The sequence below is a fragment of the Phaeobacter sp. CAU 1743 genome (assembly GCF_039839315.1).
In the GTDB taxonomy this organism is placed as follows: Bacteria; Pseudomonadota; Alphaproteobacteria; order Rhodobacterales; family Rhodobacteraceae; genus Phycobacter; species Phycobacter gallaeciensis_A.
This window is the reverse complement of the sequence record NZ_JBDOQR010000014.1, coordinates 56491-81351: the sequence shown is the minus strand read 5'-3', so window position 1 is coordinate 81351 and position 24861 is coordinate 56491. Positions and strand designations below refer to the sequence as shown.

General features: G+C 60.1%; 22 protein-coding genes. 11 read left to right on the top strand and 11 right to left on the bottom strand.

Annotation, left to right across the window (positions count from 1 at the left end; all coding sequences use genetic code 11):
• Positions 1-235: 235 nt before the first annotated feature.
• From modC to AAFO90_RS08030, 6 genes are all read right to left on the bottom strand, one after another.
• Positions 236-1324: a molybdenum ABC transporter ATP-binding protein gene (gene modC / locus AAFO90_RS08055; protein ID WP_274866641.1), complete on the bottom strand. Its 1089-nt coding sequence runs from the start codon at positions 1322-1324 to the stop codon at positions 236-238.
• On the bottom strand, positions 1324-2016 hold the full coding sequence (gene modB / locus AAFO90_RS08050) for a molybdate ABC transporter permease subunit (protein ID WP_274834043.1): 693 nt from the start codon (positions 2014-2016) through the stop codon (positions 1324-1326). The genes modC and modB overlap by 1 nt, the downstream gene beginning before the upstream one ends.
• An 8-nt stretch (positions 2017-2024) precedes the next feature.
• On the bottom strand, positions 2025-2807 hold the full coding sequence (modA, locus tag AAFO90_RS08045) for a molybdate ABC transporter substrate-binding protein (RefSeq protein ID WP_347509044.1): 783 nt from the start codon (positions 2805-2807) through the stop codon (positions 2025-2027).
• A gap of 197 nt (positions 2808-3004) precedes the next feature.
• A complete protein-coding gene (locus AAFO90_RS08040; protein WP_274830765.1) occupies positions 3005-3562 on the bottom strand; it encodes a chemotaxis protein CheD in 558 nt (185 codons plus the stop codon).
• A gap of 35 nt (positions 3563-3597) precedes the next feature.
• Positions 3598-4536 (bottom strand): CheB methylesterase domain-containing protein, encoded by a 939-nt coding sequence (locus AAFO90_RS08035; protein WP_274830766.1) that lies wholly within the window; start codon positions 4534-4536, stop codon positions 3598-3600.
• Between the two features lie 154 nt (positions 4537-4690).
• Positions 4691-6970: a methyl-accepting chemotaxis protein gene (locus AAFO90_RS08030; protein WP_347509043.1), complete on the bottom strand. Its 2280-nt coding sequence runs from the start codon at positions 6968-6970 to the stop codon at positions 4691-4693.
• 442 nt (positions 6971-7412) lie between these two features.
• Here AAFO90_RS08030 and AAFO90_RS08025 point away from each other — a divergent pair, with 442 nt between their 5' ends.
• The 9 genes from AAFO90_RS08025 to AAFO90_RS07985 all read left to right on the top strand — a co-directional run bounded on the left by AAFO90_RS08025 (position 7413) and on the right by AAFO90_RS07985 (position 14562).
• The gene (locus AAFO90_RS08025) at positions 7413-7700 is read left to right on the top strand and encodes an STAS domain-containing protein (protein ID WP_347509041.1); all 288 of its coding nucleotides are present in this window, start codon (positions 7413-7415) and stop codon (positions 7698-7700) included.
• Positions 7697-8071 (top strand): response regulator, encoded by a 375-nt coding sequence (locus AAFO90_RS08020; RefSeq protein WP_274830700.1) that lies wholly within the window; start codon positions 7697-7699, stop codon positions 8069-8071. The genes AAFO90_RS08025 and AAFO90_RS08020 overlap by 4 nt, the downstream gene beginning before the upstream one ends.
• Position 8072: 1 nt before the next feature.
• A complete protein-coding gene (locus AAFO90_RS08015; protein WP_347509040.1) occupies positions 8073-10220 on the top strand; it encodes a chemotaxis protein CheA in 2148 nt (715 codons plus the stop codon).
• Positions 10204-10692: a chemotaxis protein CheW gene (locus AAFO90_RS08010; RefSeq protein ID WP_274830702.1), complete on the top strand. Its 489-nt coding sequence runs from the start codon at positions 10204-10206 to the stop codon at positions 10690-10692. Before AAFO90_RS08015 ends, AAFO90_RS08010 begins: the two co-directional genes overlap by 17 nt.
• Positions 10689-11555: a protein-glutamate O-methyltransferase gene (locus AAFO90_RS08005; RefSeq protein ID WP_274830703.1), complete on the top strand. Its 867-nt coding sequence runs from the start codon at positions 10689-10691 to the stop codon at positions 11553-11555. Before AAFO90_RS08010 ends, AAFO90_RS08005 begins: the two co-directional genes overlap by 4 nt.
• A gap of 33 nt (positions 11556-11588) precedes the next feature.
• Positions 11589-11975, top strand: coding sequence for a response regulator (locus AAFO90_RS08000; protein ID WP_274830704.1), 387 nt, complete (start codon positions 11589-11591; stop codon positions 11973-11975).
• A 1-nt stretch (position 11976) separates the two neighbouring features.
• On the top strand, positions 11977-12303 hold the full coding sequence (locus AAFO90_RS07995) for a hypothetical protein (RefSeq protein WP_274830705.1): 327 nt from the start codon (positions 11977-11979) through the stop codon (positions 12301-12303).
• A gap of 161 nt (positions 12304-12464) precedes the next feature.
• On the top strand, positions 12465-13937 hold the full coding sequence (locus AAFO90_RS07990) for a caspase family protein (RefSeq protein ID WP_347509039.1): 1473 nt from the start codon (positions 12465-12467) through the stop codon (positions 13935-13937).
• A 22-nt stretch (positions 13938-13959) separates the two neighbouring features.
• Positions 13960-14562, top strand: a complete 603-nt coding sequence (locus AAFO90_RS07985; RefSeq protein WP_347509038.1) for a hypothetical protein — start codon at positions 13960-13962, stop codon at positions 14560-14562.
• A gap of 15 nt (positions 14563-14577) precedes the next feature.
• On the opposite strand, the gene AAFO90_RS07980 is transcribed toward AAFO90_RS07985, so the two are convergent.
• The gene (locus tag AAFO90_RS07980; RefSeq protein WP_274844672.1) at positions 14578-15339 is read right to left on the bottom strand and encodes a M15 family metallopeptidase; all 762 of its coding nucleotides are present in this window, start codon (positions 15337-15339) and stop codon (positions 14578-14580) included.
• 334 nt (positions 15340-15673) lie between these two features.
• On the opposite strand from AAFO90_RS07980, the gene AAFO90_RS07975 reads away from it, so the two are divergent.
• Together AAFO90_RS07975 and AAFO90_RS07970 are read left to right on the top strand one after the other, a co-directional pair.
• Positions 15674-16192, top strand: a complete 519-nt coding sequence (locus tag AAFO90_RS07975) for an OmpA family protein (protein WP_274830709.1) — start codon at positions 15674-15676, stop codon at positions 16190-16192.
• 44 nt (positions 16193-16236) lie between these two features.
• Positions 16237-18402, top strand: coding sequence for a protein kinase (locus AAFO90_RS07970; protein ID WP_347509037.1), 2166 nt, complete (start codon positions 16237-16239; stop codon positions 18400-18402).
• Between the two features lie 25 nt (positions 18403-18427).
• Here AAFO90_RS07970 and AAFO90_RS07965 read toward each other — a convergent pair whose 3' ends face one another.
• The 4 genes from AAFO90_RS07965 to icmH are packed head-to-tail and all read right to left on the bottom strand — an operon-like array spanning position 18428 to position 24826.
• The gene (locus AAFO90_RS07965; protein WP_274830711.1) at positions 18428-19150 is read right to left on the bottom strand and encodes a protein phosphatase 2C domain-containing protein; all 723 of its coding nucleotides are present in this window, start codon (positions 19148-19150) and stop codon (positions 18428-18430) included.
• Positions 19147-19830 (bottom strand): type VI secretion system-associated protein TagF, encoded by a 684-nt coding sequence (gene tagF / locus AAFO90_RS07960; protein ID WP_347509036.1) that lies wholly within the window; start codon positions 19828-19830, stop codon positions 19147-19149. Before tagF ends, AAFO90_RS07965 begins: the two co-directional genes overlap by 4 nt.
• Positions 19830-23405, bottom strand: a complete 3576-nt coding sequence (tssM, locus tag AAFO90_RS07955) for a type VI secretion system membrane subunit TssM (RefSeq protein WP_347509035.1) — start codon at positions 23403-23405, stop codon at positions 19830-19832. The genes tagF and tssM overlap by 1 nt, the downstream gene beginning before the upstream one ends.
• On the bottom strand, positions 23402-24826 hold the full coding sequence (icmH, locus tag AAFO90_RS07950) for a type IVB secretion system protein IcmH/DotU (protein WP_274834713.1): 1425 nt from the start codon (positions 24824-24826) through the stop codon (positions 23402-23404). Before icmH ends, tssM begins: the two co-directional genes overlap by 4 nt.
• Positions 24827-24861 lie beyond the last annotated feature (35 nt).

Here is a 24861-nt window from a genome sequence, read left to right as displayed (position 1 = left end):
CTCAACGCGGTTCAAATCGCGCTCGCTCATCATCACCCATCCCATGTCCGCTCGTCCTCGCTGTTGTATGCGAGGAGAGTGACACTTCTGAATTGCTCATGGGTGACATTATCGCTTTGCGCGTACATGAAGACATCGTATAGTTGGTGTTATGTAATATTTAGGCGTGGCGAGCGCTGCTCTAGCTGATGCGTGAAACTTGTCCGTGTGCCCCAGTGCAGAAGCTATGGCAGGCCTATCCCGAAGCGCCACCGATATCGCTGGGCGCGATGGCGACCGATTTCACCACGGCAAAACATTCGGCGCCTTCGGTGAGCTCCAGCGCCCGCGCCGAGCGCTGGGTGATGCGGGCCAGGATGCGCCCGGCTGGCGTTTTGAGAGACACCATTGCCCCGGGGCCGTCACCGGCGCGGATCTGCTGGACCGTGCCCGGCAGGATATTGAGCGCAGAAAGCCCCTCGGGACGCTGCCGTGATAGGATCACCTCATGCGCAGCAACCCGGACTCGGATCATCTGACCCGGTGCCTGGGCGATCTTTGGCAGGAACAATGGGATACCGCCTGCGTCGAGTTCGGTCAGCCCGTCCGGGTGATGCGCTTTGACCCGGGTTTCCAGCAGCGCGCCAACGGAACGAACACCGGTCGGCATGACATTGGGATCGCTTAGGATCTGCGCGGCGGGTCCCTGCTGAACCGTTTTACCGTCTTGCAGGATAACAACCGTGGTGGCCAGCTGCGCCACTTCGGCTGCGGCGTGGCTGACGTAGAGCACTGGAATATCGGTTTCATCGCGCAGCCGTTCGAAATACGGCAGGATTTCCGCCTTGCGCGCCTCATCCAACGCCGTCAGCGGTTCATCGGCCAGGATCATCTCCGGCGAGGACAGCAGCGCGCGACCGATCGCAACCCTTTGTTTTTCACCACCCGACAGACCTCCGGGCCGTCTTTGCAGCAGGTGGCCGATCCCCAGCATCTCGACGATCCGGTCGATATCCGCCCTGGGCGTATCCTTTGGGGCGAACCAGCGACCGAACAGAAGGTTTTGCCGGACGGTTAGGTGCGGGAACAGGCGACCTTCCTGAAAGACATAGCCAATGCGGCGCCGGTTTGGCGGCAGCCATAGACCCGATTTGGTGTCAAACAGGACCCGTCCGTTCAGCGCCACGCGTCCTGCATCCGGTTTCAAAAGCCCAGCCACCGCATTGACAACAGTGGTCTTCCCGGACCCTGATCGGCCGAACAGGACGGTGATCCCCCGCGGCGCCTCAAAGGCGACATCGAGGGTGAAACCGGGCCTGCTATGGCTGAGCTGCACCGAGAGCATCACGCGTCCCTTATGCGTTTGGCCGCCCTGCGGGCGAGGGCTTCGGATAGGAGCAAGGCGGTCATGGCAAGGGCAACCGAGATCAGAACCAGTCGGGTTGCGGCAGCCTCACCGCCGGGGATCTGCAGGAAGGCATAGATCGCTGATGGCAGGGTCCGGGTCTGGCCCGGTATGTTCGACACAAAGGTAATCGTGGCGCCAAATTCCCCCATCGCCTTGGCAAAGGCCAGGATTGCGCCTGCAATCAGCCCGGGAAACACTAGCGGCAGGGTGACGCTAACAAACACCCAAAACCGCGACGCGCCCAGGGTGGATGCGGCTTGCTCCAGCTTTGGATCGACGGCTTCGACGGACAGCCGGATCGCGCGCACCATCAGCGGAAACCCCATGATGCCCGCTGCCAGCGCCGCGCCGGTCCAGCGGAAGGCCAGCACGATCCCCATCTGCTGCAGCAGGCCCCCGACCGGCCCCTGGGTGCCAAAGGTCAGAAGCAGCAGGTACCCCGTCACCACAGGCGGCAGGATCAGCGGCAGGTGGACCAGACCGTTCAGCAACTGCTTGCCCGGAAACTCCCACCTTGCCAAGGCATAGGCGATCAGCATGGCCGGAGGCAGCGCCGCAAGGGTTGCCCAGAATGATACCCGTAAAGACAGGGCAACCGCGTTCCATTCCTCGGGGCCGAGCCAGTCCATCATGCGGGCTATTCCGGCATAACGGTGAACCCCTCGGCCGTCAGGATGGCACCTGCGGCGGGGCTTTGGAGATAATCGAGAAAGTCGCGTGCTGCAGGATTGTCACCGGGCGCAATTGCTGCAGCGGGGTAGATGATCGGCGGGTGGCTTTCCCGCGGGAAGGTGGCGATAATGCTGACGTCTGCGCTGGCCTTTGCATCGGTGGCGTAGACAATGCCGAAGGGCGCCTCTCCGGTGGCGACCAGGGCGAGCGCGGCGCGGACGTTGTCGGTTTGCGCTACATTGGGGGCAATGCCGTCCCAAAGACCGAGCGACGACAGCGCCGCCTTGCCGTAGATCCCGGCCGGCACGGCTTCGATCAGGGCCATCGCAAGCCGGTTTTCCCCCAGCAGTCCGGCGAGGTCAAAATCGGGCGAAAGTGTCACCGGTTGCTGCTGCCCATGTGCAATCAGCACAAGGCTGTTGCCCATCAGATCAAACCGGCTGCCTGTTACAATCCTGCCGCGCTGCTCAAGATGGTCCATCCAGGCGGGATTGGCGGAGATGAAGACATCCGCGGGGGCGCCGTATTCGATCTGGCGCGCCAGAACGGAGGACCCGGCCAGTGAAACCTCAACGGCATGCCCGGTTTCGGCTTCAAACCCTGCGCGGATACGCTCGATTGCATTGGTCAGGCTGGAGGCGGCGAACACAGTGACCTCGCCTGCAAAGGTCAGACCGGGCGCTGCGATGGCAAACGCAAATCCCAGCACGGCAGCCAGACATAGGCGGCGGGTGCGGGACAGGATCATTGGCGGGCCTCGTGGAACGTCTGCATATCTCACTTGGCGTAGCGCCGGGCCGGAAACGGAGCAAGGGATAATTTCCTGCACCCGGGGTTGGCGCTTTCCACTGCGTGGGTGTTCACAATGCAAAAAGCCAGTCGCAAAGCTGCAACCGGCTTTTTGGAAATGTGGTCTTGCGGCGGTCCCGGACCGCCTGCGGCAAATCAGAACAGGGTCAGATCGCCTGCACCAGCCGGGGTGGCGGGTGCGGGTGTGGGTTGGCGTGCTGCCGCCACTTCCTGTTCGCCAAGACGCCGGTCGTTGGCAACCCGGGTCTGCTGGGCGCTGCCGGATGTCGGATGGAACCGAACCCGGCGGGCCGATGTGCCGCCCACGCTGGAGGAGATGCAGGGAATACCCTCGTCTTTCAGGAACTGCTGGACGAACTGCGCGTTTGAGGCTCCGATATCGGACAGATTTACCGACATTTTTGCGCCGCCAAACACCTTGGCCTTCAGATTGCGGCGCTCGGCGCCCTTCTTCATAATGCCGTTGATCAGAAGCTCCATGGCGTGAATGCCATAGCGGGCGCTGACACCGCCACCATTGGCATTCGCCAGCAGGAAGTGATTCATGCCGCCAACGCCATTCTCCGCGTCATAGATGCAGGCTGCAATGCAGGAGCCAAGCACAGTCGAGAAGACGACCGACGGGTCCTTGGACACGCGGTAATCCCCTTGCAGGATGGTCACGGAGGTGGTGTTGGCGAATACTGACGTCACAGCGGTCTCCTTGTTTAGCCCGGGGAAAACCCGGCTCAGGTCTTGCAGGCCTGAAGTAGCGCTCCGGCCATGCGGGCAAGAGACACTTGTTTCTGTGCGGCTCCAGTTTCCCAGGCAACCCTTGGCATTCCATAAACAACAGACGATTTTTCGTCTTGTGCAAATGTGGCTGCCCCGGCTTTGCGCAACTCCAGAAGCCCTTTGGCTCCGTCCTGGCCCATACCGGTCAGGATTGTTGCGACCACGTCCTTTCCATATGGCATGGCAGAAGTGAACAAAGCGTCAACGGACGGAGTGTGGCCCGAAATTGGCGGTCCTTCTTTCATGCGAAGGCGCAGAGGTTTACGGGGCGATAGCCCCATGTGGCGGGTTTGTCCTGCGGCAACGTAGACATGCCCCGATTCAATCTGCATGCCGTCCTCGGCCGCAACCACCTTGGCGGCGCAGATCCGGTCCAGCAGCGACACAAGCCCAGGGCCGAAGTTCTTACCGGTGTGCTGAACAATCAGCGTCGGTGGGCAATTCTGGGTGAAGCCGACCAATACGCTACGCAGCGCTTCGACACCGCCGGTGGAGGAACCGATCAGGATGAATTTCTTGAAATCGCGTTTGGGCGGCGGCGGAGCTGAGGCAGAAGTCCGCGCTGGGGCACCGCGCCGCGGCGCCTTGACCATCATGTCGTAATATTGGGCAAACTGGCGCGGGCTGTCCGCCTTTGTCAGTTCGAAAATACCCGCGCCTACGTTCAGCAACGGAGAAGACTGGCGTGCAGGTGTCGCACCCGGGCTATCCATGACCGAGACCCAGCGGGTGTCCACGGCCGAGAACAGTGCCAGCATCATTTCGAATTCTGGCAATCGGGTGAAACCATCCTCCACAAACGCAAAGGTTGGCTGCGCCGCTTCGGCCTGATTGTAGGCCATCATGAGGTTGTTAGCCAAAAGCACCTTCATACCGGGATATGCGGCTTCCATGTGGCTTTGCAAAGAGCGGGCAAATGTCCGGTCAGTTGTTATTATTAATAGGTTCTGAGAGGTCAATTCTATACCCAGTCACGTTAGTTCGGTGAACAACCGAAAGTTACATAATTGGTGGGGCGCACCCTGTGCGCCCCGGATCGATGACAGGTTAAAAGTCCTGCCACTTGTCGATGGCGGCGTTTCCGTCCGTTGCGGCGACAGGGGTCGGAGTGATCTCGTCCAGATCCCAATCATCTTCGCCATGAGCCGTCGGTGCGATGGGCGCCGAAGGCTGCGGCATTGCGGTGATATTGCTGCCGCCCGTGATCTTGAAGTGGGCGACCAGTTCGGCCAGCTTGGTGGCGTCGCTGTTCAGCATGTGACCCGCAGCGGTGGCCTCTTCCACCATGGCGGCGTTCTGCTGGGTCACCTGATCCAGCTGCACCACGCCAGTGTTGATTTCCCCCAGACCGGTCGATTGCTCGGCCGCGCCCTCGGCGATATCGGTCACCAGTTTCGAGATGTGGTTGACCCGTTGCACAATATTCTGCAGCGCCTCGCCGGCCTTACCGACAAGATCCACACCGCGCTCTACCTGTTTCGAGCTGTCGCCGATCAGGGTCTTGATCTCCATCGCCGCATCCGAGGACCGCTGCGCCAGGGCGCGCACTTCGGAGGCAACCACGGCGAAACCACGACCTGCTTCGCCGGCACGGGCGGCTTCGACGCCGGCGTTCAGCGCGAGCAGGTTGGTCTGGAAAGCGATATCGTCGATGACACTGATGATCTGGGCGATATGGGTCGAGGATTGCTCGATCTCGGTCATCGCCGAGACCGCGCTCTGAACCACGACGCCGCTGTTTTCGGCTTCCTGCTTGGCCTCATCCATGATGTTTTCGACGCTACGTGCGCCTTCGGCAGCGGATTTGACCGATGCGGTCAACTCATCCAGCGCAGCAGCGGTTTCTTCGAGCGTTGCGGCCTGACTTTCGGTGCGGTGCGACAGATCATCCGAAGACTGGCTGATCTCAGCCGCGCCGTTGCGAATGCTGGAAGCGGATTCCACCACTTTCGACACCGTATCGCTGAGGTTTTCGACGGTTGTATTGAAATCGGACCGCAGTTGTTCATGCTCGCCGGTGAAGGGTTCGGTGATTTTTTCAGAGAAATCCCCTTGCGCCAGCCGTAGCAGACCGGAACTCAGGGTCTCTACCACCCGTTGCTGTTCCTGCTGCTGCTGGGCGCGCTCTTCCTGCGCGGTGCGCGCGTGCCGCAGGTCATCCTGCATGGAGACCAGCGTCTTGCCAATCTGCCCGATTTCATCGACACGCTTGGCTTCGCTGACCTCAGTTTCCAGATTGCCGGAGGCCACCGATTCCATATTGCTGCTGATGCGGTCCAGCGGCCGTGTAATCGTCCGGGCGTAAAGCCAACCCAGCAGAGACATCCCTGCCGTACAGGCCAGTGACACCAAAAGCAGGAAGTTGCGTGCACTGTTCACGTGCGCCATGAGTTCGGCGCGGTCCTGTTCGATCACGATTGCCATTTCCTTGCCTGCCAGAGCAATTGGTTCGGAGAAGGCGCTGACTTCCCGTCCGTTCAGGCCGGTCGTCGAGGAGTAAAACTTGCTTTCACCATTGAGAGCAGAGGTAATGTGTTCCTGCTCTGCAATCGGATCCAGCAGCATATGGCCGCCCTCGAATCGTGAAGACGACCGTGCCAGCAGGTCAGAGGCTACCAGATAGGCATCGGCTGTTTCCCCGATGCCCCGGGCCTCGTTCATGATGGCGCTGATCATGCTCACCGGCATCTGCAGAACCAGGATTCCGACGGTCTGGCCGGTATTGGCGACGATCTGTGTGGCGACAAAGGCGGCCGGTTTGCCCTGGCTTGGCTCATAAGGCGCGAAATCGGAAAACAACACTTCTCCCGGCTGCGCATCCGCAGTTCTGCGGAATAGCTGCGCAAGCCCTGAATCTTTGTACGGACCATCATAAAGATTGGTCGCGTAATCGTCTTCTTTGTAGACCGAATAAAGTACGTTGCCGGACAGGTTCACAAGAAAGGCGTCGTAGTACCCTTTACTGGTCAGCAGGGTGCGGAAGGCCGGGTGAAATTTGGCGTGGTGAATGTTGTACGGAATTGTCTGCTTGCCGCGATCTAGCAGATGGCGTTCCCCCAGAGGATTGGGGTTGTTGGTGATATAGGCATCACGCACGGTCTGGGCAGCCTCATCGCCAAGATTGGTCCATGCGCCGGACAAGCGTTGCAGCGCGGTCCCGGTGGAGGGCACGGCGGCGAGAGTCAGAAGATCAGCCGTAATACCCCTCATCAGGGATTCGACCGCTGCCTTGCGGCTGGCAACCAGAGATTCGAAATGCTCTTGGGCCTGGGTCCTTGCGCTGTTCTGCGACGTGATCGTGCTGATCGAAACCACGATCGCAGCCATGACTGCACCGAATGCGACGACGAATAGCGGGAGCTTGTGTGCGATTTTCACTGTTCCAAAGGCCTTCTTGCTTACGCTTTGCAAACCAAGGCCCGGATCGGCCCTGTCCAATGAAATGAATGCCCGGCGGGGGTTAATTTGCGGCTTAAATTTCCGGCATTCGTTCGAATTTTAAAAAGCCTTCTGGTCGCAGCGTCGGGAAATGCTGCCGCTGTCGCGCGTATAGGGATTCTAACTGTGTGGCCGCGATGGCTGTCCTCATCGCAACGAAGATTTGGGCATGTAAAATTGTCCGCAAAACGGCGTTCCCCGGAGGGCTTGAGGGCTGGCAAAAGGGTGTTGCGGTGCCTTTGCGGCAATCAATTATTAAACCCCCGAGCCTAAGAATGACCCTATCGAACTCTAACATGTGACCGAACAACGGGGGTGCGAATCGCGGAAGATGACCACGGAAACGCAAAAACACCTATTAGACCTTCCGAATGCATTTTCGGACCTTGATCCGCTGATTGCATTCCTGCGCGGAGCGCGCACCTCTGCGGTAGAAATCGACTGCTCCAAGGTTATGGCGATGCCCTCGCGATGCCTTCAGATTCTGATGAGTGCGGAGCAGCAGTGGCGTTCCGAAGAATTGGGATTTGCGGTCACAAACATCAGTGAATCGTGCCGAAAGTCTCTGTCGCTTTTGGGTTTAGAGTCCAACCGCTTTGAAGACGAGGAAACAGCATGAAAACCAAAGTCCTTGCAATTGATGATTCCCGCACGATTCGGAATCTGCTTGCTGCCACGCTGGAAGAAGCCGGCTTTGAATATCACTGCGCGGTCGATGGCCGTGAAGGCGTTGATATGTATCCCGACGTCGCGCCGGATGTGGTGATTACCGATATCAACATGCCCAATCTGGACGGCTTCGGTGTCATCGAAGAACTCCGGGGCGACGGTATCAATTCGAAGGTGCCGATTCTTGTTCTGACCACCGAGAGTGCCGCGGAAATGAAAACCCGTGCGCGCAATGCGGGTGCAACCGGCTGGATTACCAAGCCCTTCGATGACACGTCTTTGATTTTTGCGCTCAAGCGCGTCACCGGAGCTGCGGCGTAAGATGTCAGGGTCGATTCAGGATACCTTCTTTGAGGAGTGCGAAGAACTCCTTGAAGCGACGGATGAGGGTCTGACCGCCATCGAAGGTGGCGATCGCGATCCAGAGGTAGTCAACGCTGTTTTCCGTGCTGTTCACTCGATCAAGGGTGGCGCCGGGGCGTTCGGCTTGGATGAACTGGTGGCCTTTGCCCACAGGTTCGAAACCGTTTTCGACGAGGTGCGAACCAATCGTCTGGAGCTGGGCGAAAAGCTTGTTCAGCTTCTGCTGCGTGCCAGTGACCATCTGTGTGATCTGGTGGCGACGGCGCGGGATGGCGGCGAAACCGACGAAGCGCATCACAACGTGCTGATCGCGGCGCTGGACGAATATATTCCCGAAGAGGAAGAAGATCTGACGTTCGAGCCGATGGGCCTGGGCGGGGCAGGCTTTGCGCCTGCAGCGATCGATCTTCCCGTGGTGCCTCAGGAAGAAACCTACCGGATCCGTTTCCATCCCATGAAGGAAATGTACGGCACCGGCAACGAGCCCATCTTCCTGTTCCAGGCACTCAAGGAACTTGGCGAGCTTGAGGTCAAGCTGGACGACACTGAATTGCCCGGTTTTGACGCCATCGATGTCGCCGAAAGCTATATCGCCTGGGATTTGGTTCTGATCACCTCGGAGCCGCGCGACAAGGTGGAAGCCGTTTTCGAATTCGTCGAAGGTCTGTGCGAGCTGTCGATCGAAGGCGATGGTGACGCCGAAGCGGATGCGCAGGCTCTTGCGGCGCTGGACGCTGCATTCGGTGTGGCTCCGTCCGCTGAGGACGGGGAGACGACGCCTGCCCCTTTTGAACAGCCGGCCCCCGCTCTGACACCGGAGGCAGACTCTGCGCCTGCGGGTGACAAAGCACCATCTCCGAAGGCCGAGGCCGCGAAATCGGAGCAGCGGGGTCCCAAACCGACTCTGCGTGTGGAACTTGAGAGGGTGGACCGGCTTATCAACGCGGTAGGAGAGCTGATCATCAACCACTCGATGTTGGCGCAGCAGATTGCCAACCTTGATGTCGCCGATGTACGGGATGTTGAGACCGAGCTGGAAGGGTTCAAGAACCTGGCGCGGGACATCCAGGAAGGCGTGATGTCGATCCGTGCACAGCCGGTCAAGCCGCTGTTTCAGCGTATGGCCCGGATTGTGCGGGAGGCTTCCAGCGCCACTGACAAAACCTGCAAACTTGTCACCGAGGGCGAAAACACCGAAGTCGACAAGACGGTTATCGAACGCCTGTCCGACCCGCTGACGCATATTCTGCGCAATGCGGTGGATCACGGGATCGAGAAGCCGGAGGACCGCGCAGAAAATGGCAAGGACAGGGTTGGCGAAATCCGTCTGTCGGCGTCGCACCGGTCTGGCAGTGTCTGCATCGAAATCAAAGACGACGGTGCCGGCGTCAACCGCCCCCGTGTGAAGCAGATCGCGATCGACAAGGGCCTGATCCCTGAGAACGCAGAGCTGACCGATAGCGAGATTGACAACCTTCTGTTCCTGCCGGGTTTCTCAACTGCCAAAGAGGTTTCAAACCTGTCTGGTCGTGGCGTCGGGATGGATGTGGTCAAGAACGCCGTGACGGGTCTCGGTGGCCGGATCAACATCACCTCGACCCCGGGCAAAGGCTCGACCTTTACCATCATCCTGCCGCTGACCTTGGCGGTGATGGACGGCATGGTGGTCTCGGTTGCGGATCAGACGATGGTGGTTCCGATCACCTCAATCGTCGAGACGATGCGCGGCAGCGACGAGATGATCAACAACCTTGGCGCCGATGGCACATTGCTGTCGATCCGTGGGAACTTCGTCCCGATCTGCGACGTTGCTAGCGCCCTTGGGCTGAGCAAGCAGGATGACCAACCGCCCGGAGTCTATCTCCTGGTTGAAACGGAAACGGGACAGCGCAGCGCCCTGGCGGTGGACGATATCCACGACCAGCGGCAGGTGGTCATCAAAAGCCTGGATGGAGTCTGTGGGGAGATTGCCGGGGTGGCTGCTGCCACCATTCTCGGAGATGGCAAGATTGCCATGATCCTGGATCCGGAAAGCATTATCGCGGCCTCGCCATCAGCAGCCGCCTTTGACACAGATCGGAGAATGAACAATGCAGTCGCAAGTTGAAGCCAAGCCTGGCGATCAGGAAGTAAAGCACGCCCAGTTCAGTGAGTTCGTGAGCTTCACTGTGGCGGGGCAGGCTTTCTGTCTCAAAATCACCCAGATCCGTGAGATCCGTCGTTGGTCGCCGGTGACAATCCTGCCGCACGCGCCGTCGGACGTGCTGGGTGTCATGAACCTGCGCGGTGCGGTGATCCCGATCTATGATTTGTCGGCGCGGTTCGGTCTTGAGCAGACCGAGGCCAGTGAGCGTAACGTGGTGATCGTCGTGGCGGTCGGTGGCAAGCCGGTTGGCCTGCTGGCGGAATCCGTTTCGGAAATCATCTCGATCAACCCCGATGATATTCAGGACACGCCGCCGGTCGATAGCCGATTCACCATGGAATATATCCAAGGCATCATCTCGCATGATGACACCATGGTCCGGATCATCAACCTGGATGCGGTTATCTCCGTTCCGGAACAGGTGCTGATGTGAACGCAAGAAGTCCCATAGAGTCCAAGGCAGATGGTTTCACCCTGACAGATCAGGATTTCGAAGCCATCGCCCAGTTCGCCTACAAGCATTTTGGGTTGGCGATGTCGAGCAGCAAGAAACCTCTGGTTTCGGCCCGCCTGGCTCGTCGTCTGCGAAAGCAGAACGTCTTGAACTTCAAGGATTATCTTGCACGCCTGAATGGGCCGAATTCCGACAAGGAGCGCAGCAACCTGCTGTCTCTGCTGACCACCAATGTGACGCAGTTCTTCCGGGAACCACATCATTTTGAAACGATGCGCAAAGACGTTCTTCCGGACCTCATCAAGAAGGCACGAGAAGGCGGACGGGTGCGCATCTGGTCGGCAGGATGCTCCAACGGACAGGAGCCCTACACGCTGGCGATGATCATCCAGGACATGTGTCCGGAGGTGAACCGTCTGGATTTCAAGATCCTGGGCACTGATATCGATCCGGTTGTCGTGCAAACGGCAACGGCTGCCAAATATCCGGCGGACGAGATTGCGCAGATCCCTGCGGAATACCGCAAATACCTGCCAAAACTTGATGCTGATGGCCGTCTACCTGAAAGCATCCGGTCGATGGTGACACTTGGTGTGCTGAATCTCATTGAACCCTTTCCGTTTAAGGGAAAATTCGATGCGATTTTCTGTCGGAATGTGGCCATCTACTTTGATACAGCAACGCAGCAAAAGGTCTGGCAGGCGTTTCAGCGATCACTAGTTCCCGGAGGCTACCTGTTTATCGGACATTCCGAACGAATGTCCGGACCGGCTGCCCAACATATGAAAACGGCAGGAATAACCACCTACATTCACACACCATCGGGTGGGGATGCCCGATAGTCTGAGCAGTATGAAGAAACACGAGGAAAACAAATGAGCTTGAAAGACTCTCTTCGCGTCATGGTCGTGGACGACATGTCAACGAGCCGCGGGATTCTGACGCAATGCTTGGATGAGCTTGGCGTCAAGAACTACATGGTGGAAAACAACGGACAATCCGCGTTCCAGAAGATCACGAAGACTCCGGTGCACCTGGTCTTGTCCGACTACAACATGCCCGGCATGGATGGTCTTGGCCTACTGCAAGCGGTCCGTGGCCATCAGGTGACCCAGCGTGTCGGGTTTATCCTGGTGACGGGCAAACCGACTCCTGAGATCATCGAGGTCGGCAAGAAACTCGGCCTGAACAACATCATCCGCAAACCCTTCACGGTTGCAACGATGAAGCAGGCGATCGAACAAGTGGTTGGGCGGCTCTGATATGGACCATCCTGACAAAGCCCTGAAAGATCTCTGCACCATTTCATCTTGGGAAATGCACCAGCTGAAAGTCAAAATTCAAGAGCTGGAGGATGTTGCTCTCACGGTCATGGAACGTGGTACCCGCCCTACCAGTGCGGAACTGCGTGCATTGCAGGATTTCGATCTGGTAATCCAGACACTCGCCGGGCTGTCGGGATTCTATGAGCGCGTCCAGGACCAGGTGGAAAAATCCGGACCGGCCGATCTGCCTGCTGCCGCCAAAGGGGTCACCCTGGAACGTCTGCGGGAAAGACTACTCTCTCCCGGTGGTTTGCAAAACGCCTGAACAACAAAGACGCCGCCTGCCCCAGGCGGCGTTTCCCGTTTGAGCCGCGCGATAATATCATCCATCAGGACGAAGATCGCGCAGGCTCCGGATTGATCGTTTGCTTCACCGTCTGCAACGGCTACACTTAAGATGTGTAATCAGTTTTGCCCGGTGCGATCATGAGCTTTGTGTTTCGAGTACTTTTGACATTGGCCACCATAATGCTGCCTGTCGCGAGCGTGGCCGCAACAGATCGTGCGGCGCTGGTCTTGGGGATGGCTGATTACCAGTATCTGCCAAAGCTGGACAACACCCGCAACGATGCCCTGCGGATGGCGGAAACCCTGGAGGGGATCGGGTTTGACGTGACCCTTGGCATTGACGTCGGTGCCGAAGACATGACCCGCATGCTCGAAGGCTTTGCTTTCCGCGCCGAGGTTGCCGATCTGGCCTTGATCTATTTTGCCGGTCACGGGGTCGAGGTGCAGGGCGAGAATTTCCTGATCCCGGTTGATGTTCAGGTGCAAAGCAACAGGGATGTAGAGCGCCAGTCCGCCTCGCTGAAGCAGCTGTTGGCGGCTGTTGAGAAAGCACGAAAGATGCGCATCGTAATCCTGGACAGCTGCCGCGATAACCCCCTTGGCGATGCATTGGCGGGAGACACTTCGGAAACAACGAATGCATCGACGGCACCCGAACGTGCAGGGCTGGCCCCTGCAAACCCGGATCGCGGAACGCTGGTGGCCTTTGCGGCCAAGGATGGACAGGTCGCGCTGGATGGCCGGGGAGAGAACAGCCCCTATGCGCTGGCGCTGATGGAAAAGATGGTTCAGCCCGGTCTGGAGATCAGCCTGATGTTTCGGCAGGTCCGCGATCTTGTGCTTCAGAAAACCGGAAACCTGCAGGAACCACATACCTATGGTTCACTTACCGGGGTGCCCTTCTATCTGGCTGGCGGAAATGAGAGCGCGGGTAGCACGGATGCCTGGGCGGCGCTGAAACCGGATCAGGAGGAACAGCTTCTCGCCCTTGCCGAGCTTGGAGACACCCGGTCGATGCTGGGGCTGGCCTATATCCGGCTCAACCCAAACCAGGACCGGTTTGATCCGACCGCCGCGATTGAATTTTTGCAGCGGGCTGCGGATGCGGGATCTCCCGAAGCGCAGTTTGAACTGGCAAAGCTGTACGAGCGAGGCACGGGTGTTGAACCGGACCCGGCCAAGGCTTTGGCGCTTTACCGGGCGGCGGCGGATCAGAATTTTGCCGATGCGATCAATGATCTTGGGTTCCTGCATTATCAGGGCGGGCTGGGTCTGCCGGCCAATCCGCAAAAGGCCCTGACCTTCTTTGAGCGGGCTGCGGATCTGCGTCATCCGCAGGCCCAGTTCAATTTTGCAGCCCTGATCGATGACGGTCTGATCCCCAACAAGGACCCCGAAGACGCGGCGCAGTATCTTTACGCGGCTTTGCGGTCCGGCAGTTCGGATGTTCTGAAACTGCTCAGCGAGCGGCCGACGATGTTCACCGACCAAACGCGCAAGGCCCTGCAGGCCAAGCTGAAAGATAATGATTTTTACCAAGGCTCGATCGATGGGGATTTCGGTCCCGGCACGCAGCGCGGCATCCGGCGGGCCTATGGGTTGGACGGGTAATAAACGGAAGCGGGAGGACGTCATGCGGGTACTGCGATATCTGGTTATCCTGACGCTTGTTCTGGTCGGCCCGGTTGAGGCGCAGGAAACCGGGGGCACAGGCGAAGGCACCTATGGTGGCAGTGAGGGTAGCTACGGTGGTGAGGGTACAACCAGTCCGGGCCTGTCGGTGGCAAACCGTGTTGCGACGCCGCAGCAAGTGGTTATGCGGCTGAATGCCATTCCCGAGTTCTGCAGCAGCAGCGGGGCCTATCTTGTCGATTGCATGGCAGAACGCATGGAACAGCTGGCTGAGGGCATGTCCGGTCTGTCCGGGTATCAGGACGCGCGCAAAACGATAGGTGAGACGGCTGCCAATCTGCGCAAGATCGCGCGTGATAACCGCGATCCGCAGGCCCCGCGCGCAGTGGTGCAACACTCGGATACCAATACGAAATCCTCCCGCCCGCTGGTGGCGGTGGCATCCACCCGCAAGCGGCAGGCGGCTGCCGCAGCCGTTTCTGCGCTTAAGGAGGCGGAGACGATCCTGCTCAGATCCGCCGCCCAATCGACCGCCCGAGCTGTGCAATACCAGCAAATCGCTGCGGCGCTTGGCTCCAACAAGGTCCTGCTACGCTCACTGTGATGCCGTCGGGGCTGATTACAGTCGCCCCTCCGCGATCCAGGTGTCCAGCTGGCGGCGGCTGATTTCGAAATGCATGCTGTCTTCGCGGCCAAAACCAGCCCCCCAGACCCAGCCTTCATCAAAGAAGAAATCGGCCATGATCGTCAGACCCAACTGGGTCTTGCCGTCGGTGAAATTATCCAACTTGCCGTCGATATTGAGATCCACCGCCAGCCCGTAGCTGTGCGTCGACAGGGAATTCACCGTGCCGCGGATCCGCCGCACGCAAAGGGCGCCGGCAGTGTTGATCCGGGAATAGAGGTCGGGGTCGACGCTGCGGATGTTTTCGAACACGATCCGCAGGCTCTCGATCGCGGGCTGCAGCATGCTGACACGGATCGGACCAACCTGCTCGGTTACCAGTTTTTCCTTCAAATCCGGGTTTGTCATGGGCTGGCAGCTGTCGCTCAGATCCTCACGCGGGCGCCCCAGTTTTTCGGACAGATACCTGCCCCCGGCCACGTTCAGGCCCCGATTTACATTCAACCGGTCTGCGATCAGCACCACCTGCGCATAATCAAGGTCTGTGCCTTCGGTCTGCTCCCAGATCTGACGTTCGCCGTCAGCGTCCGGGAGAAAAGGGGCGTTGGAGCCTGCTCCTCCCGCAGGCAGGCGCGCAATCTCTGTCTGAAGGTCACTCATCCGGAGTTGCAGATCCTCGATCTGCTGACGGAGCATTTCCAGTTCGATCCGCGCCGTGGAATCGACGGCCCCGCCTGCATAGTCTTCATCAGACATGAGCCAGCTCAGGCCGAACCAGACAACGGGCGCCAGGACGATGCCTGTCGCGATGATAACTGCCGAAACGACGCGCATAGAACCCTCAACATACTACACCCCTATTGAATGCCCTGAACCAGCCTTCGTAAAGCCCTCAATTCCATCCGTCGCGGATAGGGCAGAGTTTAGGGGTTTTTGCAGCGCTGTTGGCGGCCGCCCATTGGCAGATCAACAAGTGTGGTATAGGCTTTTATCCAGTATATGTTTTCAACGTAAGGGACAGGTTATGGTCCGGTTTCGCATTATTTCTGCCTGTATTCTGAGTTTGGGTGTGTTGCAGGCGCCTGACGCTATGGCCCAGTCTGCCGATGACGGCCCCTCGGTCGAAGAAATCACCCAAGCCTTCAAGAAGCAAAAAACCCGCGGTCTAGTCATCGTGCCGAACGCGGCGACGTCCTCTGCGGCGCAGAGCGACGACACTGCGGAAACGGCCACCGTTGCCGCTGCTGCGGAAGAATATAACCCGGTTGAGCGGCAATCGCAGATCAACGTCCAGATTTCCTTTGATTTCGACAGCGCAGCCCTGCGCGCGGATCAGGAGCCGAAGCTGGCCAATATGTGCGAGTCGATGAAGCTGATGCAGGGAACCGTGTTCCAGATCATCGGTCACACCGACAGTTCGGGCTCGGCCGAATACAATGAACGCCTGTCTCTGCTGCGGGCGCAGGAAGTTCGGCGCCATCTGATCGGCTCCTGCGGCATTCCCGAGGACATGCTGAAAGCGATCGGCATGGGGGAAACCGCGCCCTTTGATGAAAACGATCCGCGGGCCGATGAAAACCGCCGTGTCGAGTTCCAGGCTCTGGGCTGAGGAATGAACGTCGCTTCGGGCGGGTACAAGGCGGGACATGACAGATGATCGAATCCCGCCCCGGTGATATTTTTCAACCCGGTGATCTGCTGAACAACACCTACCGGATCGAGATGCTGCTGGGTCGCGGTGGCACTTCGGATGTCTACAAGGCGCGCTCGGAAATCTCTGGCAATCTGGTGGCGATCAAGGTTCTGAAACAGGAACTCTCTGCCAACGAGGACTTTCAGGTCCTGATGGCCCGCGAGGAAAACATCCGCGAAATCCGCCATGACGCGGTGGTGCGCTATTCGGAAAATCACCGCACCCCGGATGGGCATATCTACCTGCTGATGGATTACGTCGACGGGCCGGGGCTGGACCGGAAGCTGAAACAGGGACCGATGTCTGCCGATGATCTGATGATCATCTGCAAACGCGTGGCGCAGGGTCTGCAAGCCGCCCATGCGCGCAAGATCGTGCATCGGGATCTGAGCCCGGACAATATCATCCTGCGCGGCGGTGATCCGGCCGAGGCCGTGATCATCGATTTCGGCATCGCCAAGGATACCAACCCTGGTGCACAGACGATTGTCGGTAATGAATTCGCCGGCAAATATTCTTATGCCGCGCCCGAGCAGATGAGCGGGCAAACCGACGCCCGGTCGGATATCTACTCGCTTGGCGCCTTGCTGCTGGCGAATTTTCGCGGCGCGCCGCCGTCGCTGGGCGCAAACCCCATGGAAGTGGTGGAAAACAAGCAGAAGCCGCTGGATACCTCGGGTGTGCCCGAACCCTTGAAGGGGTTGATCGACCGCATGTGCGCGCCGGATCCTGCGGACCGGTTTCAAAACGCAGCAGAGGTTCTGGCCTATATCGATGACCCGGACCCCCGCCCTGCTGGTACGCCGCCCAAGGCAGACACTCCATCCCCGGCGGAAGAAGCCACGATCATTGTTCCGAAGACGGCCGCGCCAACAGCAAAACCTGCGCCCTCGACGCCTCCGGTGGACGAAAAACCGGCAAAAGGGCGCGGTGGCCTCGTGGCGGTTATCCTCCTTATAAGTGTGCTGGGTCTGGGCGTTGGCGGCTATTTTGCCGGGCTGTTTGGCAATCTCACTGGACCATCCCTGCCGGTTGCCGAACCTTTCACGCTGATTATTGAAAAATCTGCAGGCGCCCCGGCCCGGGCAACCGGGAACATGCCGTCTGAGGCGAGCCTCACCGCGCTGCAGGACATGGTTGAAACCACGGATGTCTCGCTGGCGTCGGGGGCAATCGCCGACAGCTGGGGCGACGATGTACTGGCAACCATTGCGCCGCTGGATCAACTCGGTGAATGGCGCCTTGCCGTCAGCAACAATCAAGGCAGACTGAGCGGCGTGACGCAGGATGCCGAACTGGCGGCGTCGTTGAACGCACGGTTTGCCGATGGGCTGCCGGGAGCACTGGACGGCGCGGTCGATATCGTTTTCAAACTGCCTGTTCTGGCGCGGGAAGAGGTCCTGTCGGTGATCGCTGATCATCAGGACTGCGGCCCGTTGCAACTGTCCGGCACAGATGGAACCGGCGGCTTTGCGCCCGAGGATTCCATCGTGATCACCGGGCGGCTGGCGGAAACATCAACCCGGGTTGCCCTGTTCGATGCGCTACGCGCGATCGCGGGTGATCGCAAGGTGGTTCTGGATGCCGAAGTGCTGAACCCCGCCCTCTGCGTTGTAGAGCAGCGTCTGCCCAAGGCGCCTGCGGGCGGGGCAAAGGTCAGCTATACCCTTGGCGGGGAAGGCACGCCGAACCCATCGGGGCGGTTCTTCGTCGGGGAAAATCCGGTCATCGACGTGATCCTGCCGGAATACATGACCGACGGCTTTCTGACCGTTTCAATCCTGGATGTCTCTGGCAACGTCTTTCATCTGTTGCCCAATATCGGACGTCCCGAGAATGCGATTGCGGACCTCAGAGATGGTGAGATCGGGCCGTTTTCCGTGCGCGTCGCCTTTGATTTGCAGAATGCAGCAGAAACCGGCGGGCTGGCGTTCAAGGTGGATGATAGCACCTTGGGCAAAAGCCGTATCCTGGTCCTGCATTCCTCGGAACCGCTGTTCGCGGGCATGCGTCCCACATCGGAAAGCGCGGTTGGTTTTGCCGAAGCGCTGCAGCAAAGCGCGGCAGAGGATGCGAGCCGGATCCTGTCGCTGGACAGCCGTATATTGGTGACAGCCCGCCCCTGATTGCGGCCTGTCGGACCCGCGTCCGTCAGAGCACGTCGACGACGATCACCGAGATATTGTCAGCCCCGCCCCCGGTCAGTGCGACCTGCACCAGCCGCTCGGCGACGGTTTCCAAGGGCGTGCTCGACAGAATATCCTCCAGCATGGAGAAGGTGGCATATTTCGTCAGCCCATCCGAGCAGATCAGGAACCTGTCGCCGCTTTCAGCGGTGCCGCGCACCTTGTCGAGTTCCAGATCCTCCCCGACCCCGACCGCGCGGGTGATGGCATTGGATTGCGGATGCTGGTCTGCCTCATCCCAGCTCATCTTGCCGGAGTGGACGTATTCGGCGACCACGGAATGATCTGCCGTCAGCATGTCGATCTGCCCGCCATGGAGCCGGTAGATACGGCTGTCGCCGGCCCAGATACCGGCGAAATGGCCCTGCGCCATGATCAGGGCGGCAACAGTTGCACCAATGGTGCCGCCCCCCCGCGCCGTGGCCTCGGCCTGGATGGCGCGGTGGGCGCCTTGCAAGGCATCGCGCAGGGCGTGCATCTTGGCCGCCGGGTCCAGCCCGCCGGGGATCATCGCGGCGGAATCCGCGATCAGGCGGCTGGCATAATCGCCGGCATCATGGCCCCCCATCCCATCTGCAACCAGCCAGATGTCATGGTCCGGTAGCGCCAGCACCGCGTCTTCGTTGACCTTGCGTTGCAGTCCGACATGGGTCTGAACGGCATAGCGATAGGGGTGCATCGGATTCATAGCGGCCGGGCCTCCTGCCAGATGGGAGCCGTAAGATCGAACAGTCCCATTGCAGCCCCGCCTTGCGGCAGGCCCGGGCACATCATCATCCGCGGGCCGCTGTCCAGAACCGCAGTCCAGATGCTGGTATCAGCAGCCCGGCTGTCCAGCAGGGCCGCCGCCACGGTGTTTGGCAGATCCTCCGTCTGACCAGCGCCGGTCAGCACCAGCGTGTTGCCCGATGTGCGCAGCGGCGCCACCGCGCGCATGGCGGGCGGCTGCACCGCGCCGAGGGCTGCGGATAATTTGTCCTGTGTCATGCTGTCCTCCAATGCATCCAGGGCAATCGCCTCAAGCTGCTCAAACAGCTTTGTGTCGGTGAAATGATCCAGCGCCGCAGGGCCAGGCGTGGCCAGAGGCGCCACCAATGTCAGCGGAAACCGGCGGCCGACCCGGTCAACCGAGGGCATCAGAACTCCCGTCAGCTTTTCCGGCCCGGCAAGGCCCGCAGGCAGCGAAAATCGCCAGATCGGCGCCGACATATAGCTGCGTTCAAAGGTGGTGCCATAGGCGCTTTGCCCGGCCAGCAGCACCTGCTGCAGCCAGCCATCCCACAGGCGGACAAAACCGCCCGGCATGTTGATCCGGAAAAAATCCCCGACCGAGGGCATCTTGCCGAAGGCTCCGAACCCTGCCTCCATCACATCGACTTCGGGCAGCTGAATTTTGCCATCGCCGGCAGGGCAAAGGGATTGACGACCGATCCCGATTGCAGCTCGAACAGGGCCAGACGCCCACCAACCCGGAAGTTCACCCGCCGCCGGTCTGTGACGTTGGTCCGGCGTACCTCGGCGGCGTCCAGCAACCGGAACCAGGCCCAGGGCCCATCCCGCGACAGAACGTTTTCAATATTGCGCTTGTCCGGCAAAAGGGTGATCCGCGCCAGTCCGACCGTCCCCGGCCAGGTCACTGCAACCGGCGTGGGCTGTCCCATCCGGTGATTATAGGACACCTGCGTGCCGTCGATCTCAAGCAGCACCTCCTTGGCCTTTGAATCCAGCGCCTTGGGGGTGATCTGGAACTGGACCACAGGCGTGTCCCCACCGGCAAAGAAGGCATCACGTATTTCAGCGGCATACTGCATCTGTTCCAGCACCGCCTGACTGATCCCCAGATCGACATCATTGACGCGTTTCCAGGTCCACGGACGGCTGCGGGTATCGACATATTTCAGCAGGTTCTCGTCAAAGAAACTGTCGATCAGCCCGCCCGGCGCAAACAGTTTTGCAAAATCCACCATCGCCACATCGGCGCGGGCGCGCCGGTTGAAGGGATACCGGTTGTCCAGCGCCTTTTCGCAGAAGGGCAGAACCGAGGCCTGCCAGCGGGCATTGATCGATGCGCGGGTCCCTTCCGAGGTAATGCCGGAAGAGCCCGTCGAGATCTGCATGGCCCAGCGTTGCACCGGCCCGTCGATCCGCGAGGCCGTTTGCTGGAATTGCAGTAGCGCCTGCCCGCTTTCGCCCGAGGTCACGCCGCTGAACGACATCTTGTTCAGCTCCTGATACACGAGTTGCAGAGAGACCATGAGGTCGTCCAGCCGCGAGGGCTGCCCTTCGGGGCGGTCCACCAGATCGTGCAACCACTGGAACCGGTCCTGAACATAGGCACCCGGTGGCTTTGGCGGTTCGCCCGAGGCGGTCGATGCCGAGCTGACAAGTGCCTCAAGCAGGATTTGTCCTTGGATAGACAGGCTTGACCGGGTTTCGATGGCGGCCACCTGCGACACGCCTTCGCCCAGGGATTCCGTGTTCAGTTGCGAGCGGTCCTCCGCCAGGCTGGTTTCCTGGCTGACCGCCGTCAGGATATTGGTGATCGGAGAGGTCGGCCCGGACAGCACATTGGTCACCTCGACCGCATGGCTGAGGCTTTCCAGCGGCACGATGTCCACATCCCCCAGCACCTGATCATACCGGGTGATATAGTCGTTGTAATAAAGGTCGAGCACATCCCGGCTGAGCGCAAGAAGCGCGGCTTCGCTCTGGATCTGCTCACCGCCGCGATCGCCCAGCACCCAGACTTCGCGCTGGACACGTTCGGACACGCTCACCGCTTCGGGCAGGAAGACGTTGTGAAACCCGTCATAGGTAAAGATGCCTTCGACACCCTCGTTCAGTGGCTTGCCGGAGCTCCGCACCAACACCCGTTTCACCGAAGGCCCGCCGATATCGGTCAGCCGCCATTTCGGCAGGCTGGTGGCAGTGTTCGAATTGATGATGCCATTGTAGACCCGTTGCGCCAGCGGCATTTCCGACAGGATATTCTGGGCCTGCTCCACCAGCGGACCATTCAGCGCGATTTCTGTCATCGGCTGGGATAGCATCGCCGTCAGGTGATCCATCAGATCCGCCCGCAGTTGCGCCCGCACCGTTCCGGGATAGGCCACCGATTCCCAGTCAAGCTGCATCCATTCCTTGATCAGATCCGGGTTCATCGGCCCCTGAAGCCCCAGCATCAGGTAGATTTTCAGCGCCTCATAGAGAACATCCGGATTGTTCATATTGGCGCTGATCTGCTCTTCCAGCCGGACCAGAAGGCGTGGCAGCAGCCGCTGGTTCAGCGCGGCGCGATAGGTCTGCGCCGCCTCTGTTCCGATCACCTCACCCTGATAAAGACCATAGGTCATGGCGCGCTCCGGCTCCGGATCCGACAGAACCGGGTTGCCGGGCATGTCACGCAGCAGGTTCAGCGCAGCAGCCACCGGGACCAGGTCGGTATCGCCCACCGGGCTGGGCGGCAGTTCTGCCGCGGCCGCCTGATAGGCTGCAGCCTGCCCGGCCGCCTGTTCGATCAGCGCGGCATTCTTCAGGTAGGAATTCACCCAAAGCGCCCCGGTCACCGAGGCAAAGATCACCGTGGCAGCACTGGCCGCGCGGCGGGTCCAGCGATAGCGGCGCTCAACCTTGTCATCGGCAGAGACAAGCCCGGCCTCGGGGAACATTACCCCTTCGAACAGGCGGGTCAGAAAGTAGGATCGCCCACTGCCCTGCCCTGTTCCGATGGCCTGACGGCCAATGCCGAAGGTCTGCGCCATACCCAGCATCAGCCGGTCGATCGGCGTGCCTTCCTGGGTGCCCGATGTGAAATAGACCCCGCGCAGCATCTGACGCTGATCATAGCGGTTATCCTGAAAGACTTCGGTCAGGAAATCGCGCGCCACGCGGCGCATCGAGGCCACCTGCCCCGGAAAACCCGCCACCAGCGCCCGCCGCTGGTGATCGCTTTCGCCCTGCATCTTCTCCAACAGCTGCGCGTTCAATTGCCCCAGAAGGGCTGCAAATTCTTCGTCAAAGCCTGCAATTGGGGCAGCCTCTTTCTTGCCCTTGGGCAGCGGCAGGGTGAAACCCCAGACCTGTTCGCGCTCTTCCTTGCCCAGGGCATCGAAATACTCCTGAAACCCCGCGATCAGATCAGCCTTGGTGAACAGCACATAGACGGGAAACCGCACGCCGAGTTTCTCGCGCAGCTCGGACAGGCGGCGGCGCACGGCCTGGGCGTGGGATTTCTGGGTGATCTCATCCTGCAGGGACAGGTCCGACAGGGAAATCGCGATGATCGCCCCGTTGATCGGCTGCCGTTTACGGTACTTTTTCAGCAGGCCTAGAAAGCCCAGCCAGGCGGCATTATCCGCATCCGCATCGCTTTCCTGCGTGGTATAGCGCCCGGCGGTATCGATCAGCACCGCCTCATTGGTGAACCACCAATCGCAATTGCGGGTGCCGCCGACGCCGCCAATCGCGGCCTTGCCCATCTTGTCCGCCAGGGGAAACTGCAGGCCGGAATTGACAATCGCAGTGGTCTTACCGGCGCCGGGCGGGCCGATCATCACGTACCAGGGCAGATCCCTGAGGTGACGGCGCCCGTTCTTGGACTTGCGCAATTCAGCCATGGCCTGTTTGAACTTGCCGCGCAATTCACCGATTTCCTCGGCCAGGACATCGTCCTCTTCCGGCACCTCCGTGGCCTCGGCCATGTCTTCGGTCATCTGGCGATCCCGGCGGCGCCGACGCCAGAAAACCAGACCGATGATCATCAGGATCACCACCCAGATCACGCCGATGGTAATGCCTCGCGACAGGATGCTGTCAAAGGGGCGCCAATCCTCCGAGCCGATGAAAGGTGCGAAATACCACACGCAGGCCGACAGACCGACCGCTAGCAGGATCAGCACGAAATAGAGGGATCTGAAGAGCGGCAGAATATAGCGGCGGATCATTCGTCAATCTCCTGCACCAGAAGGATTTCAATCCGGCGGTTCTTGGCCCGGCCTTCACGGGTGCCGTTGTCGGCAATAGGTTCCTTATCAGCCCGGCCTTCTGCGGATAGGCGGTCAGGATCTGTCATCACTTCGGCCATTCCCGCCATCACCGATTTGGCGCGGGCCAGCGACAACGCCATGTTTGACGGAAACCGGGAGGAGCGGATCGGTATATTATCGGAGTGGCCGACGACGATGACCTTGCCCTTTTCATCGTTCAGCGACTCGGCCAGACGGTTGACCGGCCCCTTGAAAGCATCGGAAAGCTTGTCAGAGCCAGAGCCGAACATGCCGGATCCCGCCAGCCGGATGATCAGCAGGTTGCCCTTCTGAAACACCTCGACGATGCCTTCCTTGATCTCGGGATCAAGGAAGCCCGACACCTTGGCCACCTGTTCTTCGATCGTGGGCGCAGGCGGCGGCGGAGGGGGCGGCGGCGCGCGCCGCTCCAGCTGCGCCGCAGGGCCGGAATCGATGATCGCAAGGCGACCAGAGACATTCTCGGTCTGGTTCGACAGGGCCCAGCTGAGGCCGGCATATTGCAGCACCAACAGCGCGCCGGTCACCGCCAGCGCGATCCAGACCAGACGCCAGGCCGACAGCGCCTTGAAGGGTTTTTTCACCCCCTCCCAATGTGGCGACAGATCCCATTCCAGCGGCCCGCGCTGATTGCGGATAATTCGGGCCAGCGCCGCGCGGATCTGCATCAGTTTCTCACTGCCACCCTGTTCGACGCGCAGGCGACCTTCAAATCCCAGCGACATGCACATGTAGAGGAACTCCAACATGTCGATATTGGCGCCCGGCTCTTTTTCCAGTCGCGCCAGCAGGTCGTAAAACCGGTCCCCACCCACGGTTTCGCGGTGGAAAGTACCCACCATGGATTGCAGGCCCCAGCTGGACTGCCCGCCCCAGGGCGTGTTCAGCACCACATCATCCAGCGTCGCGCAAAGAGCGTAGCGCGCGACCTTGACCGTCTGCGCCGGAATACCCGCCTGCAAGGCGCGGTTTTCAAAGGCGCGCACCTCGGCCACGACGCTTTTGCGCAAAGCGTCCGGGTCCATGTGCTGCGCGCGGTTGCGGATACGGCTGATCAGGGCAAACAGGGTCGCGGCACAGGCCGTCAACTGATTCATCCCGGTCAACGCCAGTTGCGAGGCTTTACCGGGGGATGCTTTTGGCGCAGCGGCGGCGGCCTGCGGAACGCCGTAGGACTCAGGTGCTGGTGGGGCATCCGGGTCTGCCGTCGGCTCGGCCGGTGGCACCGAGGGCTCCGGGCTTGGCATGGGCGCGGTCGCGCGCCGCCCGCCCGGATTGGGCTTGATCACCGTCTTGTCGGTATCACCCGGCTCGGCAAAGGGATCGTCATAATCACCCATATCTTTTTACCCTGTCACCCTTGTACAATTCTGCA

Coding starts and splice junctions, on each gene's coding strand:
- modC (WP_274866641.1), bottom strand. CDS start 1,324: ATGCTCTCGGTGCAGCTCAGCCATAGCAGGCCCGGTTTCACCCTCGAT.
- modB (WP_274834043.1), bottom strand. CDS start 2,016: ATGGACTGGCTCGGCCCCGAGGAATGGAACGCGGTTGCCCTGTCTTTA.
- modA (WP_347509044.1), bottom strand. CDS start 2,807: ATGATCCTGTCCCGCACCCGCCGCCTATGTCTGGCTGCCGTGCTGGGA.
- AAFO90_RS08035 (WP_274830766.1), bottom strand. CDS start 4,536: ATGGAAGCCGCATATCCCGGTATGAAGGTGCTTTTGGCTAACAACCTC.
- AAFO90_RS08030 (WP_347509043.1), bottom strand. CDS start 6,970: ATGGCTGCGATCGTGGTTTCGATCAGCACGATCACGTCGCAGAACAGC.
- AAFO90_RS08025 (WP_347509041.1), top strand. CDS start 7,413: ATGACCACGGAAACGCAAAAACACCTATTAGACCTTCCGAATGCATTT.
- AAFO90_RS08020 (WP_274830700.1), top strand. CDS start 7,697: ATGAAAACCAAAGTCCTTGCAATTGATGATTCCCGCACGATTCGGAAT.
- AAFO90_RS08015 (WP_347509040.1), top strand. CDS start 8,073: ATGTCAGGGTCGATTCAGGATACCTTCTTTGAGGAGTGCGAAGAACTC.
- AAFO90_RS08010 (WP_274830702.1), top strand. CDS start 10,204: ATGCAGTCGCAAGTTGAAGCCAAGCCTGGCGATCAGGAAGTAAAGCAC.
- AAFO90_RS08000 (WP_274830704.1), top strand. CDS start 11,589: ATGAGCTTGAAAGACTCTCTTCGCGTCATGGTCGTGGACGACATGTCA.
- AAFO90_RS07995 (WP_274830705.1), top strand. CDS start 11,977: ATGGACCATCCTGACAAAGCCCTGAAAGATCTCTGCACCATTTCATCT.
- AAFO90_RS07990 (WP_347509039.1), top strand. CDS start 12,465: ATGAGCTTTGTGTTTCGAGTACTTTTGACATTGGCCACCATAATGCTG.
- AAFO90_RS07985 (WP_347509038.1), top strand. CDS start 13,960: ATGCGGGTACTGCGATATCTGGTTATCCTGACGCTTGTTCTGGTCGGC.
- AAFO90_RS07980 (WP_274844672.1), bottom strand. CDS start 15,339: ATGTCTGATGAAGACTATGCAGGCGGGGCCGTCGATTCCACGGCGCGG.
- AAFO90_RS07975 (WP_274830709.1), top strand. CDS start 15,674: ATGGCCCAGTCTGCCGATGACGGCCCCTCGGTCGAAGAAATCACCCAA.
- AAFO90_RS07970 (WP_347509037.1), top strand. CDS start 16,237: ATGATCGAATCCCGCCCCGGTGATATTTTTCAACCCGGTGATCTGCTG.
- AAFO90_RS07965 (WP_274830711.1), bottom strand. CDS start 19,150: ATGAATCCGATGCACCCCTATCGCTATGCCGTTCAGACCCATGTCGGA.
- tagF (WP_347509036.1), bottom strand. CDS start 19,830: ATGGAGGCAGGGTTCGGAGCCTTCGGCAAGATGCCCTCGGTCGGGGAT.
- tssM (WP_347509035.1), bottom strand. CDS start 23,405: ATGATCCGCCGCTATATTCTGCCGCTCTTCAGATCCCTCTATTTCGTG.
- icmH (WP_274834713.1), bottom strand. CDS start 24,826: ATGGGTGATTATGACGATCCCTTTGCCGAGCCGGGTGATACCGACAAG.